Genomic DNA, 15,543 nt, shown 5'->3' on the forward strand with positions numbered 1-15,543 from the left:
ATATAAGATGGAAAAGTTACCTGATGAAAGTTTTAGAGATACTATAGGGACGATTAATGAAGAAGGGAAAAGAAATTTCATTTTTCCTAAAAAACCTAATGGTAAATTCTATGATAAGCGAAAAGTAGTAAGTTATATTCTTTTGGTTTTTTTATTATTAGCACCTTTCATTAAAATAAATGGTAATCAGTTTTTATTATTTAATGTTTTAGAGCGAAAATTTTCAATATTCGGATTTCCATTTTGGCCACAAGACTTTTATTTGTTTGTTATTTCAATGATAATAGGAGTTGTAGGACTTACATTATTTACAGTTGCTTTTGGAAGAATATTTTGTGGTTGGTTTTGCCCGCAAACCATTTTTATGGAAATGGTTTTTCGTAGAATTGAATATTGGATAGATGGAGATAGAGGTGCTCAAATGCGATTAGCGAAACAAGAATGGAATACTGAAAAAATTAGAAAAAGAATTACAAAATGGATTATTTTCTTTCTTATTTCATTTTTAATAGCAAATGTATTTTTAGCTTACCTAATAGGAAGTGATAAATTATTAGAATACATAGGCGAAGGACCTGTAGAAAATAAAAGTACTTTAATTGCTCTATTGATTTTCACAGGAGTCTTTTATTTCATTTTTGCATGGTTTAGGGAACAAGTGTGTATTATAGCCTGTCCTTATGGAAGAATGCAAGGTGTACTATTAGATAATAAATCTATAAATGTTGCTTACGATCATGTAAGAGGTGAAGGAGAAAAAGGAAGAGCAAAATGGGATAAAAGAGAAGACAGAACTACTTCTGGAAAAGGTGACTGTATCGATTGTAAACAATGTGTTCATGTATGTCCAACAGGAATAGACATTCGAAACGGAACACAATTAGAATGTATCAATTGTACTGCTTGTATTGATGAATGTGATACCATTATGGATAAAGTAGGTTTACCTAAAGGATTAATTCGTTATGCAAGTGAAGATGAAATAGTTAAAAAAGAAAAATTTAAGTTAACAGCTAGAATGAAAGGTTATATAGCTGTGCTTACAATATTAATAGGATTATTAGTAGGTTTACTTTTCTTACGTAATGATGTAGAAGCTAAAGTACTTCGCTTACCAGGACAGTTATACGAACAAAAAGGAGAAATGATTAGTAATGTTTTTACCTATAAAATAATTAACAAAACCGTTAAAGATTTTGACAAAATTACAATTAAATTAGAAAAACCAAATGGAATAGTAAAACTAGTAGGAAATACTCATATTAAAATTCCAGCTGAAAAAACATTCCAAGGAACATTATTTATAGAAATTAAAGCATCAGAAATAAAAGGAGACAAAATAAAAATAAAATTAGGCTTCTATAATGATGATAAATTAATTGAAACAACAAAAACAACTTTTTTAGGACCTAGATCTTTTAATTAAGTCTTAAAATTAAAATATATTAAAAATGAAAATAAATTGGGGAACAGGAATTGTAATTGCATTTATATTGTTCATAACATTCATTTTATATTTTGTATTAAAAGTACAATTAAATGATAATTATGATAGAGAACTAGTAGTAGAAGATTATTACCAACAAGAACTTAAAGTGCAAGGAAATATTGAAAAATCTTCCAATGCTAATGCTTTAATTGATAAAATTAAAATTGAAAAAGTATCAGAAGGAATTCAGGTTTCCTTTCCAGAAAGCTTTGATTATAGAACTATTAAAGGAAAAGTGTCCTTATATAGACCGTCTAACCAGAAATTAGATTCTGAAATGCAAATTTCATTATCTTCTTCACATTTGCTCATACCTAAAAGTAGTTTGGTAGGCGGTCTTTGGGACATTACTATTGATTGGGAATATCAAGGAGTTTCATATAGAAATAAAAAATCAATTTATTATTAGAAAATGATGTACTGACTGTATATAGTGTACGATTCTTTAAAAATACAAGTAAAACAAGATACAGTTTATAATAATACATTTTAAAAATGCTTTACACAGCTATCATATTTGGATTAATAAGTAGTTTTCACTGCATAGGAATGTGCGGACCAATTGCTATGATGCTACCTGTTGATAGAAATAATGAAGCAAAAAAAATAACACAATTAATTGTGTATCACTTAGGCAGATTGATAGCCTATAGTACTTTAGGATTAGTTTTTGGTTTGTTGGGTGAAGGTTTTTTCTTGGCAGGAATGCAACAACAGTTATCAATAATTGTTGGAATAATAATGATTATCATTGCATTAACGCCAGAAAAGACTTTAGCCCAATATAATTTTTCAAAACCTGTATATAAAATCATTTCAAAAGTGAAATTAAATCTAGGTAAACAGTTTAAAAATAGAAGCTATAAATCTTTTTTCACTATCGGATTATTAAACGGATATTTACCTTGCGGAATGGTTTATGTCGCTTTATTTGGAGCATTGGCTATGCCAAACATACAATATAGTATTCTATATATGTTACTTTTTGGTTTAGGAACCGTTCCAATGATGAGTTTAGTAGTTATCATTTCTAATTTACTTACAAATCCTGTTCGAAATACTATCCAAAAAATGATTCCTATAATTGCAGTTTTTATAGGAATATTATTTATTATTAGAGGCCTAGGTTTAGATATTCCTTATATTTCACCAGGAACAACAAGTCTTTTTGTCCAAGCAGAAGCAGATTGTCATTAAAAAAAATATCATTAAAAAAGTTAATATTTTTAAAATTAAATTGTAAATTGGCTAAATCAATATAAACAATTTAATTATGAAAAACTTAAAGAAATTAGGTAAATGCCTAAGTAAAGAAGAACAAAAAACAATCAATGGTGGTTGGAAAACTAAAGAAAGCTGCGACGCTATGGGTGGATTCTGGGGAAAGATGGCAGATTCAGGTATTTGGTGTTGTACTATTCCAGATGTACATTCATATTGCCCACCAAACTAATATATTTTAAGCAGCAAATAATAAAAAAAACAACCTTAGGGTTGTTTTTTGTTTTTCTAAATATTTAAAAAATCCTTAAATAGTCATAGAAAACAATTGTGTTTGTGGTGCTTTTCGTTTTAATCGTAAATCAAAAGCCATACAAATATTACGCACAAATGGTTTTCCTTTTTCTGTAACAATTATTGATTGATTTTTAAATTTTAACAAACCATCTTTTTCCATTTCAGTAAGATTTGATAGGACAGTTTCTATTTCAGAAAAATAAGTATTAGCATCATTCCAAGAAGTTTTAAATTGGCACATTAAATTTAAAATATGTTTTCTAATAATTAAATCTTCTGAATTCAAAATATGACCTCTAAATATAGGTAGTTTGTCTTCGTCTAATTTAGCATAATAATCTTCTAGAGTTTTTTCATTTTGTGCAAAAGCATCCCAAGAATCACTAATAGATGAAACACCTAAGCCAATCATTACTTCTGTTTTAGATGAGGTATAACCCATAAAATTTCGATGTAATTTTCCTGTTTCAAATGATTTAGTCATACTGTCACTTTTCAAAGCAAAATGATCCATTCCAATTTCAGTATAATTATGTTTCAAGAGTTCCTTTTTTCCAATTTCATATAATTTTCGCTTTACATCATCTTTTGGTAAGTCTTCATCTTTAAAACCTCTTTGTCCATTGCCTTTTATCCAAGGAACATGAGCATAACTATAAAAAGCAATTCTATTTGGTTGTAATGAATTTGTTTTAGCAATCGTATCTAAAACATCTTCTAATGTTTGAAAAGGTAATCCAAAAATTAAATCGTGACCTATTGAAGTATAACCAATTTCTCTTGCCCAAAATGTTACTTTTGCAACATTATGAAAAGGTTGATTTCGATGAATAGCTTTTTGTACCTTTTCAGCATAATCTTGTACACCAAAACTAACTCTTCGAAATCCTAAATTATATAATGTTTGTAATTGTTCGTAAGTAGTATTATTAGGATGACCTTCAAAACTAAACTCATAGTCTTTAGCCTTGTTTGCATTTTTAAAAAGACCATTGATTAAAGAAGTTAAATTATCAGATGAAAAAAAAGTAGGTGTTCCGCCTCCTAGATGTATCTCTTTAATATTAGGTCGTTGAGGTAATAATTCACAATATAAATCCCACTCTTTTAAAAGAGCAGTAATATAAGGCTTTTCAACATCATGTCTCTTTGTAATTCGTTTATTACAACCACAAAAAGTGCATAAACTTTCACAAAAAGGTAAATGAATATAAAGGCTAATACCTTCAGATTTATTAGTCGCAATAAAAGATTGTATCACCGCATTTTTCCATTGATCTATAGAAAAAAGATTTTCTTCCCAATATGGAACTGTTGGATAACTTGTATATCTTGGACCAGGAACATTATATTTTTGAACTAATGACATCTTTCAAATTGTTTCATCAAAAATAAGTATAGGTAATAAGTAGAAAAATGATAATTATCATATCTATAATATTTTATTAATAAGTTGTAAATTCGCCTTTCAATTAATTAAAATGAGAAAAAAGCTACTTCTTTTTAGTCTACTAACTATAGTATTATCCTGTAAAGAGCAAATTTTAAAACAAGGATCAAAGCAAATTACCTTTACAAAAATTATAAGTGAAGAAATTTATAATGATTCAATTAGCATTAGGGCTATTGTTTTAGATAGTAATCAATTATGGTTTTCAGGAAATAACGGAAAATATGGAGCTATCGATTTGGTTACTCAAAAAAAATTTAGAGGAAGAATAAATAAAGACTCACTTCATCCTGAATTTAGAAGTATTGCTAAAACAAAAGATGCTATTTTCATTTTAAGTGTTGCAAATCCTGCATTATTGTATAAAATATCTAATGATAGAAAGGTAGTAAAATTAGTATATCAAGAAGAAAATGAAAAAGTATTCTATGATAGTATGCAATTTTTAGATACTAATTTTGGAGTAGCTATGGGAGATCCTGTTTCAAATTGCTTGAATATCATAATTACTAATGATGGAGGAAATACTTGGCAAAAAATACCATGTGATAAATTACCTAAAGTAGAAGAAGGAGAAGCCGCTTTTGCAGCAAGTAACACTAATGTGATGTTGAGAAATAACAAAATAATTATCGTTTCAGGAGGAAAAAAATCACGTTGCTTTGTAAGTGAAGATAAAGGAAATACTTGGCAAGTATATAATACACCAATTGTACAAGGAAAAACTATGACAGGAATTTTTACGGCTGATTTTTATGATGAGAATATAGGCTTTATTGCTGGTGGCGATTATGAAAAACAAGAAGATAATTCTAATAATAAAGCCATTACAAAAGATGGTGGGAAAACATGGCAATTAGTAGGGCAAAGTCAAGGATTTGGATACGCTTCTTGCATTCAGTTTGTACCAAATAGTAAAGGAAAATCTTTAATTTGTGTTGGAGGAACAGGTGTTCATTATTCAAACGATAGTGGAAATACTTGGAAAAAAATGTTAGAAGACAAAGATTTATATACTATTCGCTTCCAAAATGACTCTATTGCTTATGCAGGTGGAAAAAATAAAATTGTAAAACTAACGATTGAATATTAACAGTTTATTAAATGTACTATTAATTGTCAGTTTAAAAAAATAATTTAATTTTGCCTTGAAATGTTAAAGAAACAGGTAAAATATTTATTTTTATTAATTGGTATCTTATCAATAGGATACAATACTACTTTTATACCTGTTGTAGATAGTAGTAGTCATTCTCATGCTGTTCTTGAAAACGCTACTACAAAAAATCTTAATACTGATGTTTTAGATAACACATTAAAAGTTAGAACATCACTTCCCATAATTGATAATAATAAGCATAAAATACATGCTACTGATAATGAAGGAGAAGAAGATGAATTAATATCTTTTAAAAAAGAAGTACAATTAAGTGCTTTCTTCAATATACTTTGTTATACTCAAGCTTCCAATTATTTTTCTGATTATATTAAAAATCGTTTCCTTTTCTTTAAACGATTTAAAGGCTTTTATTCATATAAAAAACACATCATATTTCAAGTATTTAGAATATGATTCTTAAAAAGGCAAAATCTTATTGCCTACCTACAATTTGTTTCGGAAACAAATAAAAATATCCCATTGCAAAATTTGCTATTGGGAAAAGTATGTGTTGTTTAAATCAACATATCTTAAATAAAAAACCAAACCATATTTAATCAAAACCAAATTATCATGAAAAAAGTACTCATGTTAGTGAGTTTCTGTGCCTTGTTATTTAATACAAGTTGTAAAACAGAGAAAAAAGAAAAAGAAGAGGAAACAAAATTTTTAGTTACTAATCCAATTAGAAAAGATACTGTTATCACAAAGGATTATGTAGCTCAAATCCAATCCATTCGTCATATTGAATTAAGAGCGCAAGAAAAAGGGTATTTGCAAAACATTTATGTTGATGAAGGTCAGTTTGTAAAAAAAGGGCAATTATTATTCCAAATAATGCCAAAATTATATGAAGCAGAAATGCAAAAAACAAAGGCTGAGGCAAAATTTGCAGAAATTGAATATTTAAATACTAAAAAATTAGCAGAAAGTAATGTAGTAGCTCCAAATGAGTTAGCTATGGCTAAAGCAAAGTTAGACAAAGCCAATGCTGAACTTGCATTAGCAAATGTTCATTTAGAATTTACTCAAATAAGAGCTCCATTTGATGGTATAATAGACCGTTTTCATGTACGTTTAGGGAGTTTAGTGGATGAAGGAGATTTACTTACAAACCTTTCTGATAATAGTGAAATGTGGGTATATTATAACGTTCCAGAAGCAGAATATTTAGATTATAGAGCAAAATTTAAAAATACCGATGTTAAACCAAAAGTTAAACTTTTAATGGCAAATAATCAATATTTTGATTATCCAGGTGTAGTGGAAACAGTAGAAGCAGATTTTGATAATGAAACTGGAAATATTCCATTTAGAGCAACATTTCCAAATCCGAATGGTTTGTTAAGATATGGCGAAACAGGTAGTGTACAAGCAATTATTCCAATAAAAAATGCTCTTTTAATTCCTCAAAAAGCAACATTTGAAGTTCTTGATAAAAAGTATGTTTATGTGATTGATAAAAACAGTCAAGTTAAATCTAGAGCCATTACTATTGCAGCAGAATTACCTCATATATATGCAATTAGTGAAGGACTTTCAGAAGGAGATAAAATTCTTCTTGAAGGATTACGTCTTGTAAATGAGAATGATAAAATAGAATATAAAGTTGAGAACCCAGAAACTGTAATGTCGCATTTGGAGTTATATGCCGAGTAGTATAAAATTTAAAAAGAGAAAAAATGTTTAATAGATTTATACACAGACCCGTATTTGCGATTGTAATTTCAATCATAATATTATTTGTAGGGTCATTAGCAATCAAACAGCTTCCCATTTCACAATTTCCACAAATTGCACCAACAACGGTAAATATCTTTATTGCATATCCAGGAGCAAGTGCAGATGTATTAGTAAAATCAACTTTAATTACGCTAGAAAACTCAATAAATGGAGTTGAAGGAATGCGTTATATGGCAACCGATGCAACTAGTGCGGGTGAAGCAACACTTAGAATTATTTTTGAACCTGGAACCGATCCTAATCAAGCTGTTATTAGGGTAAAAACAAGGGTAGATCAAGTTATGCCACTTTTACCAGAATTGGTTCAGCGTGAAGGTGTTGTAATCACACCAATTCAGCCGAGTATGTTAATGTATGTGAATCTTTATTCTAAAAGCAAAAGTATGGATGAAAAGTTTCTATACAATTATGCTAATGTGAAAATGATTCCTGAAATTAATAGAATTAAAGGTGTAGCAAGATCGCAAATATTAGGGAGTCGCACATATGCAATGCGTGTTTGGTTAAACCCAGATAGAATGAGAGCCTATAATATTTCTATTGATGAAGTAATGGAAGCTTTACAAGAGCAAAGTATTATTGGTCGTCCTGGTAGAATTGGGCAAAGTTCAGGTATTTCTGCTCAATCACTAGAATATGTTCTAACCTATAAAGGAAGGTTTAATGAACCAAAACAATATGAAAATGTTATTATTCGTGCTAATGCAAATGGAGAAAGTATTCATTTAAAAGATATTGGTTCAGTAGAATTAGGAAGTGAATTTTTTGATATTTATTCAAATTTAGATGGTCATCCTTCTGCTGCAATCGTATTAAAACAAAATTATGGAAGTAATGCAAGTGATGTAATTGAAGAAGTAAAAGCAAAGCTTGAAGAAATGAAAGCTACTTTTCCACCAGGAGTAGATTATAAAATTAGTTATGATGTATCTCAGTTTTTAGATGCTTCTATAGAGCAAGTAATTCATACATTACGTGATGCATTTATTTTAGTTGCACTGGTTGTATTCATTTTCTTAGGTGATTGGCGTTCCACGTTAATACCTATTTTAGCCGTCCCTGTTTCATTAATTGGTGCATTTTTTGTAATTCAGTTTTTTGGGCTTTCAATCAATTTGGTAACATTGTTTGCTTTAGTATTAGCAATTGGTATTGTTGTCGATGATGCCATTGTCGTCGTTGAAGCCGTACATGCCAAGTTTGATGAAGATCATACTATTTCACCATATTCAGCAGTTAAAAAAGTATTGGGTGAAATTAGCGGAGCAATTATTGCAATTACAGCGGTAATGGTTTCGGTATTCTTACCAATTTCCTTCATGTCTGGACCTGTTGGAACATTTTACAGACAATTTTCAATTACAATGGCAAGTTCAATTGTAATTTCGGCTCTTGTTGCTCTTACTTTGACACCTGTACTTTGTGCAATGTTATTAAAGAATCATCATGCGCAAGCTCATAAGAGCAATATGTTGACTAAAATTTTAGATAAATTTAATGCAGTATTTGATAAACTTACAGGAAAATATGTAGCTGTATTAAAAAGAATTGTTAATAGAAGATGGTTAACTTTTGGTATATTATTAGCATTTTGTGCAGGTATTTTTTATACAAGTGAAATTCTCCCTTCTGGATTTATTCCAAGTGAAGATCAAGGAACAATTTATGCCATTATACAAACACCACCTGGAGCAACATTAGAAAGAACTAATCAGGTTTCTCAAAAACTTCAAAAAATTTGTGAAGAAGTTGAAGGAGTTGAATCAGTTTCTTCTTTGGCAGGTTATGAAATTATGACTGAAGGTAGAGGGTCTAATGCTGGAACATGTCTTATTAACTTGAAAAAATGGTCAGATCGTGATCATACTGTTAAAGAGATTATGGAAGAATTGGAAGAAAAATCTAAAGGACTTGGAGCTATCGTTGAGTTTTTTGAACCACCTGCAATTCCTGGTTTTGGATCTTCTGGAGGTTTTTCCATGCGTTTACTAGATAAAACAACAAATACAGATTACCAAGAATTTGATAAAGTGAATAAACAGTTTATGGAAAATTTAGGCAAGCGTAAAGAATTAGCAGGCTTGTTTACTTTTTTTGCAGCAAATTATCCACAATATGAACTAGAAATCAATAATGATTTAGCTATGCAAAAAGGTGTTTCAATTGGTAAAGCAATGGAAAACCTTAACATAATGATTGGTAGTACTTACGAACAAGGTTTTATTAAGTTTGGTCGTTTCTTTAAAGTTTATGTGCAATCTGATCCTAAATTCAGAAGACTTCCATCTGATATTTTAAATCTTTATGTCAAAAATGATCATGGAGAAATGGTACCATATTCAGCATTTATGAAACTTAAAAAAACACAAGGACCTAATGAAGTAACACGCTATAATATGTATAATTCCGCAGCTATTCAAGGTCTTCCAGCTAAAGGGTATACAACTGCGGATGCGATTAAAGCTATTAAAGAAGTTTCAGCTCAAACATTACCAAAAGGATATGATATTGCTTGGGAAGGTTTGTCGTATGACGAAGCTGGTAGAGGAAATGAATCACTTTATGTATTTTTAATAGTATTGGTTTTCGTTTATTTTGTTTTAGCAGCTCAATATGAAAGTTTTATTATTCCACTTGCAGTAATATTTTCATTACCTGTTGGAGTTTTTGGTTCTTTCGTATTATTAGAATTAATGGGACTTCAAAATGATATTTATGCACAAATCGGACTTATTATGTTAGTTGGATTATTAGGTAAGAATGCTGTATTAATTGTTGAATTTGCAGTTTTAAAGCGAAGTCAAGGATATACCATTTTAGAAGCTGCAATTGAAGGTGCTAAAGTTCGTTTTAGACCTATTTTAATGACTTCATTTGCTTTTATTGCTGGATTAATTCCTTTAATTATTGCTACTGGTGCTGGAGCAATTGGAAATCGTACAATTGGTGCTTCTGCTTTAGGAGGTATGTTATTCGGAACGATTTTCGGTGTAATCATTGTTCCAGGTTTGTATTTTATTTTTGCCTCATTAGCAGATGGAAGAAAGTTAATTAAAGATGAAGATGAAGGATCTTTAACAGAAGATTTTGTACATCAATTAGATAGTTTTCCAGAAGAAGAATAAACGAAAAAATAATGATAAAGATGCTTAACAAAAAGATATATTTATATGTAGGTATTGCCTTCATATTATTGAATTTAGCTAGTTGTAAAACACCAGAAATGGTTGAAAAAATAGCTAATGCTAATGTGCCAGAGCAATATAATTCATCTCAAGACACTATCAATTCAGGAAAAATGAAATGGGAAGATTATTTTGCCGATCCGTATTTGAAGAGTTTAATTGATACTGCTTTAAAAAATAATCAAGAATTGAATATCACGTTGCAAGAAATTGAAATTGCACGTAATGAAATTCGAGTAAGGAAAGGAGAATATTTACCATTTCTAGGAATTAAAGGTTCAGCAGGACTTGACAAAGTTGGTCGTTATACAAGTAAAGGAGCAAATGATGCTACGACTGATATTAAACCTGATACTGAAATGCCAGAACCATTACCAGATTATATGATCGGAGCTTATGCAAGTTGGGAAGTTGATATTTGGGGGAAATTACATAATGCTAAAAAATCTGCGGTTAGCAGATATTTAGCAACAGTTGAAGGAAAAAACTTTGTAATAACAAATCTTATTGCAGAAATTGCTAATTCATATTATGAGCTATTAGCGTTGGATAATCAATTAAATTTAGTTAAACAAAATATTGATATTCAGAACAATGCACTTAAAATTGTAAAATTGTTAAAAGAATCTGCACGTTCAAATGAATTAGCTGTAAAACGATTTGAAGCTCAGGTATTAAACACACAAAGTCTTCAATTTACTATTGAGCAAAGAATAGTAGAAACAGAGAATAAAATTAACTTTTTATTAGGTAGATATCCACAACCTATAGAAAGAGATGTAACTATTTTTAATAATTTAAGTTTAGAAAATATTAGTGCTGGTTTACCTTCAGAGTTATTAGCAAATAGACCAGATATTAAACAGGCAGAATTAGATTTGGCTGCTGCTAAATTAGATATTAAAGTTGCTAAAGCACGTTTTTATCCTTCTTTAGGTATTTCCGCTGGAATTGGTTTTCAAGCTTTTAACCCTTCATATTTGATTAAAACACCACAATCATTATTGTATTCAATTGCTGGAGATTTGGTAGCACCATTAATCAATAGAAATGCGATAAAAGCAACTTATTATAATGCAAATGCAAAACAAATTCAAGCAGTTTATAATTATGAACGTACTATTTTAAATGCTTATGTTGAAGTAGCCAATCAATTGTCAATGATTAAAAATATGTCAAAAACATATGACTTTAAATCAAAACAAGTTGATGCACTTAATACATCAGTAATTATTTCAAACGATCTTTTTAGGTCAGCTCGTGCTGATTACATGGAAGTGTTGTTAACACAACGTGATGCTTTGGAATCTGAATTTGATTTAATTGAAGCTAAAATGAAATTGATGAATGCTAAAGTTAACATTTATAAAGCTTTAGGAGGTGGATGGAATTAAAAAAGTGAGTTAGTTTAAATATATAAAGCCATCTTGTAAATTTCAAGATGGCTTTTATGTTAAAAATTAGAGTAGAACTTAGAAATCTATTCCATAACAATCTATATCAAAAAAAAAAGCACTAAAAAGTGCTTTTTTAATTAATCTCTACGATCTCTATATTGTTTAAAAAGTTTTCTATTAAACTCATCTTCTACCTTCTTTAATTTTACTACTTTTTTTGCAGGAAGTACATTTAATAAATCTTTTATATATTTCTTTTTTAGATTATGCATTTCATCTTCATTGGCTTCCATTTTTTTAACAAGTTGTAAAGCTTCTTTTTCTGAAAGTTTTTCAATTTCACTACTTTCATATTGATTGACAATTGCTTTCATTTTATTATGCCTAATTTCAAATTGTTTATCATCATACGAATTATAAACAGGCCAAAATTTTTGCGCTTCTTCTGTTGTTAAATTTAATTCTTCTGTTATAAAAGCTACTTTTAATGCTTTTATTTTTTCTTTTTTTTCTTTAAACCCTTGTGAAAAAGAGAAAGAGGAAATGAATAATAATAGTAATGCTATTTTTGTTTTCATACTTTATTGATTTAAATAGTAATCTAAGTTTTGTGTGTCTAATAAATAAGCTTCAATGTCATCATCATTAAGAGACAAATCATCCTCTAAAGCAATTATGTCCTCATTAGACAATCTATCTACAATTTCATAAGTAGAATATTCCGTGCTTAAATAAGATTCTAATGTGGCTGTTTCTAAAGGTTTAGCTTTTGATAAATTAAAATAAACAGGAATAGCAATCATTGCTAATAAAACAGCGGCTATACTTGAAAACCATATTTGTTTTCTGTGAAATATAGAAACTACTTTTGTTTCTTTTTTAGGCAATTGCATCATCATCCTCTCTTCAAATTGCTCAAAATAGTTTTCGGGAATTTTAAATCCAGATTTTACTTTCGGTTCATTATCTAATTTTAAATCTTTCATATATATAGGACAAAATTAACTATAAATGGTTTAATTCTTTTTTAAATATTCTTCAATTTTTTTAACAGCTAAATGATAACTAGCTTTTAATGCTCCAACAGATGTATCTACAATTTCTGATATTTCTTCATATTTTAGCTCTTCAAAATATTTCATTTTAAAGACTAATTGTTGTTTTTCAGGTAATATAGCTATTGCTTTTTGTAATTTTAATTGAATTTCATCACCATCAAAAAAAACATCACTTTCTAGTTTATTTAATGCTTTTTGTTGTACTTCTTCATTTGAAATACCTTGTTTTTTAGATTTTTGTTGTAAAAAATTTAAAGCTTCATTTGTTGCAATTCTATAAATCCAAGAAAACAATTTACTTTCTCCTTTAAATTTTGAAATATTTTGAAATATTTTTATAAAAGTATTTTGTAAAATATCATCAGTATCATCATGGTTTAATACAATATTCCGAATATGATTATACAATGGTTTTTGATATAATTGCAATAATTCCCGAAAAGCTTCTTGTTGCGTTTTCGGATTTAGTAAAGCTTCAATAAACACTTTTTCGTCTTGCAATTTATAATGTTTTAATCTTTAGACTAAAGATAACGAAAAAGGTTTAATCCTTCTGAAATGAAAATTATAAATACTATTTTTGCACAAACAACACAATACAACAATGCTTAAAACAGTTATTTTTGATATGGACGGTGTAATTGTAGATACAGAACCCGTTCATAAATATGCTTATTATAAACATTTTGAAGAATTAGAAATTGAAGTTAGTGATGAGTTATATGCTTCATTTACAGGAAATTCTACTCGAAATGTTTTTCAAAAAGTTAAAGAAAATTTTCAATTGCAACATGAAGTTGAAGATTTAATTCTAAGAAAACGTTTCCTCTTTAATGATGCTTTTGATACTAAAGAAGACTTACATTTAATAGAAGGAGTTGAAGATTTAATAAAAGAATTACATTATAATGAAGTTGAATTAATTTTAGCATCTTCAGCTTCAAAAGGTACAATTCAAAGAGTTTTTAATCGTTTCAATTTACATCAATATTTTACACATACTGTAAGTGGTGAAGATTTTCCAAAATCAAAACCACATCCTGCTATTTTCTTGCATGCTGCAAGTTTGTCAATACATCCAAAAGAAAATTGTATTGTTATTGAAGATAGTACAAATGGAGTAGAAGCAGCAAAAGCTGCGGATATTTATTGTGTCGGTTATAGAAGTAGTAACTCTAATCTACAAGATTTAGCTAAAGCCGATAGAATAGTTAACCATTTCAATGAACTAGATGTTTTAAATTTAAAAAAAGGTTTTTAATTTAAGGCTTCTTTATATCTTTTTAAGCATTTTTCACGTGCTTCTTTATGATCAACAATGGGTTTTGGATAGTTTGATGTTTCTAATTCTGGAACCCATTTTTTAATATATTTTAAGTCTTTGTCAAATTTTTTAATTTGTTCTGTTGGGTTAAAAATTCTAAAATAAGGAGCAGCATCAACACCAGAACCTGCTGCCCATTGCCAATTACCAACGTTACTAGCTTGTTCATAGTCTAATAGTTTTGTTGAAAAATAAGTTTCTCCCCAACGCCAATCTATTAATAAGTGTTTACAAAGGAAACTAGCAACTATCATTCTCACTCTATTGTGCATGTGTCCTGTTGCATTTAATTCTCGCATTCCAGCATCTACAAATGGATATCCTGTTTTTCCTTCACACCATTTTTGAAATAGAGCTTCATTATTGTCCCAAATTATTGCGTCATATTTAGGTTTAAAACTTTGATTTATGGTATGAGGAAAATGCCAAAGTATTTGCATGAAAAATTCTCTCCAAATGAGTTCATTTAAGAAAGTTTCATTCTTAGATAGTTGTGCCTTTTTAACCATTTCACGAACAGATATAGTTCCAAATCTAAGATAAACTCCTAACATTGATGTTCCATTTAAACTAGGGAAGTTTCGAGTATTCTCGTAATTTTCTATAAGTTTTTCTGAAATATCAAATTTTGAAATTTTTAAAGCACTTTTTTCAAATCCAATAGTTTCTAATGAAGGAAATGAATAAGAATGTGATACAATTTTATCTAAAAAATCTTCTGAATTATAATAGAGTAGAGTAGTAGTACTTAATTTTTGTTTCCACTTTTTTGAAAAGGGAGTATAAACTACATAAGGTGAATTATCATCTTTTACAATTTCATTTTTTTCAAAAATAACTTGATCTTTCAATGTTTTGAATGAAATATCATTTGCTTTTAAAATCTGATAAATATTTTTATCGCGTTTTCGAGCGTATGGTTCGTAATCATGATTAGTATAAACGGATGTTATTTTATTTTCAGTAATTAGTTTTTCAAATACTGTTTTTGGATCATCAAAAAAAATAGCCAATGATTTTCCAACCTGATTTAATTGTGATTGAATGTTTTTTAATTGATTATAAATAAAAGTAACCCGTGAATCATTTCTAGGTAATTGAGAAAGAATAGCAGGATCAAAAATAAAAATAGGTAAAATAGAATTATTTTCATAAAGTGCATGAAATAACCCTACATTATCTTGTAATCTTAAATCTCTTCTAAACCAGAATATTGTCAT

General features: G+C 28.8%; 15 protein-coding genes. 10 read left to right on the forward strand and 5 right to left on the reverse strand.

Features of this window, described 5'->3' with window-relative positions; translation table 11 throughout:
- The first annotated feature begins 7 nt into the window (after positions 1 to 7).
- The 4 genes from ccoG to SY27_RS02810 all read left to right on the forward strand — a co-directional run bounded on the left by ccoG (position 8) and on the right by SY27_RS02810 (position 2,942).
- Positions 8 to 1,426, forward strand: coding sequence for a cytochrome c oxidase accessory protein CcoG (ccoG, locus tag SY27_RS02795; protein WP_045967190.1), 1,419 nt, complete (start codon positions 8 to 10; stop codon positions 1,424 to 1,426).
- 25 nt (positions 1,427 to 1,451) lie between these two features.
- A complete protein-coding gene (locus tag SY27_RS02800) occupies positions 1,452 to 1,898 on the forward strand; it encodes a FixH family protein (RefSeq protein WP_045967192.1) in 447 nt (148 codons plus the stop codon).
- An 86-nt stretch (positions 1,899 to 1,984) separates the two neighbouring features.
- Positions 1,985 to 2,686 (forward strand): sulfite exporter TauE/SafE family protein, encoded by a 702-nt coding sequence (locus tag SY27_RS02805; RefSeq protein ID WP_045967194.1) that lies wholly within the window; start codon positions 1,985 to 1,987, stop codon positions 2,684 to 2,686.
- Between the two features lie 76 nt (positions 2,687 to 2,762).
- On the forward strand, positions 2,763 to 2,942 hold the full coding sequence (locus SY27_RS02810) for a hypothetical protein (protein ID WP_045967195.1): 180 nt from the start codon (positions 2,763 to 2,765) through the stop codon (positions 2,940 to 2,942).
- A gap of 75 nt (positions 2,943 to 3,017) precedes the next feature.
- Here the strand turns inward: SY27_RS02810 and hemN are convergent, their stop codons facing one another.
- The gene (gene hemN / locus SY27_RS02815) at positions 3,018 to 4,376 is read right to left on the reverse strand and encodes an oxygen-independent coproporphyrinogen III oxidase (protein ID WP_045967196.1); all 1,359 of its coding nucleotides are present in this window, start codon (positions 4,374 to 4,376) and stop codon (positions 3,018 to 3,020) included.
- 112 nt (positions 4,377 to 4,488) lie between these two features.
- On the opposite strand from hemN, the gene SY27_RS02820 reads away from it, so the two are divergent.
- The 5 genes from SY27_RS02820 to SY27_RS02840 all read left to right on the forward strand — a co-directional run bounded on the left by SY27_RS02820 (position 4,489) and on the right by SY27_RS02840 (position 11,938).
- Positions 4,489 to 5,550, forward strand: a complete 1,062-nt coding sequence (locus SY27_RS02820; RefSeq protein WP_045967197.1) for an oxidoreductase — start codon at positions 4,489 to 4,491, stop codon at positions 5,548 to 5,550.
- A 60-nt stretch (positions 5,551 to 5,610) separates the two neighbouring features.
- A complete protein-coding gene (locus SY27_RS02825) occupies positions 5,611 to 6,030 on the forward strand; it encodes a hypothetical protein (RefSeq protein ID WP_045967198.1) in 420 nt (139 codons plus the stop codon).
- 159 nt (positions 6,031 to 6,189) lie between these two features.
- Positions 6,190 to 7,275, forward strand: coding sequence for an efflux RND transporter periplasmic adaptor subunit (locus tag SY27_RS02830; RefSeq protein ID WP_045967200.1), 1,086 nt, complete (start codon positions 6,190 to 6,192; stop codon positions 7,273 to 7,275).
- 23 nt (positions 7,276 to 7,298) lie between these two features.
- Positions 7,299 to 10,484, forward strand: a complete 3,186-nt coding sequence (locus SY27_RS02835; protein WP_045967202.1) for an efflux RND transporter permease subunit — start codon at positions 7,299 to 7,301, stop codon at positions 10,482 to 10,484.
- A gap of 20 nt (positions 10,485 to 10,504) precedes the next feature.
- Positions 10,505 to 11,938 (forward strand): TolC family protein, encoded by a 1,434-nt coding sequence (locus SY27_RS02840; RefSeq protein WP_045967204.1) that lies wholly within the window; start codon positions 10,505 to 10,507, stop codon positions 11,936 to 11,938.
- Between the two features lie 140 nt (positions 11,939 to 12,078).
- Here SY27_RS02840 and SY27_RS02845 read toward each other — a convergent pair whose 3' ends face one another.
- The 3 genes from SY27_RS02845 to SY27_RS02855 are packed head-to-tail and all read right to left on the reverse strand — an operon-like array spanning position 12,079 to position 13,500.
- Positions 12,079 to 12,519, reverse strand: a complete 441-nt coding sequence (locus SY27_RS02845) for a sensor of ECF-type sigma factor (protein ID WP_045967206.1) — start codon at positions 12,517 to 12,519, stop codon at positions 12,079 to 12,081.
- A gap of 3 nt (positions 12,520 to 12,522) precedes the next feature.
- A complete protein-coding gene (locus tag SY27_RS02850; protein ID WP_045967208.1) occupies positions 12,523 to 12,927 on the reverse strand; it encodes a hypothetical protein in 405 nt (134 codons plus the stop codon).
- A 30-nt stretch (positions 12,928 to 12,957) separates the two neighbouring features.
- Positions 12,958 to 13,500, reverse strand: coding sequence for an RNA polymerase sigma factor (locus SY27_RS02855; RefSeq protein ID WP_045967210.1), 543 nt, complete (start codon positions 13,498 to 13,500; stop codon positions 12,958 to 12,960).
- Between the two features lie 103 nt (positions 13,501 to 13,603).
- Here SY27_RS02855 and SY27_RS02860 point away from each other — a divergent pair, with 103 nt between their 5' ends.
- Positions 13,604 to 14,260, forward strand: a complete 657-nt coding sequence (locus SY27_RS02860) for an HAD family phosphatase (RefSeq protein WP_045967212.1) — start codon at positions 13,604 to 13,606, stop codon at positions 14,258 to 14,260.
- Here the strand turns inward: SY27_RS02860 and SY27_RS02865 are convergent.
- Positions 14,257 to 15,543, reverse strand: coding sequence for a deoxyribodipyrimidine photo-lyase (locus SY27_RS02865; RefSeq protein ID WP_045967214.1), 1,287 nt, complete (start codon positions 15,541 to 15,543; stop codon positions 14,257 to 14,259). The two genes, SY27_RS02860 and SY27_RS02865, sit on opposite strands and share 4 nt — an antisense overlap.

This window comes from Flavobacterium sp. 316, from assembly GCF_000967805.1.
GTDB classification, from domain to species: domain Bacteria; phylum Bacteroidota; class Bacteroidia; order Flavobacteriales; family Flavobacteriaceae; genus Flavobacterium; species Flavobacterium sediminilitoris.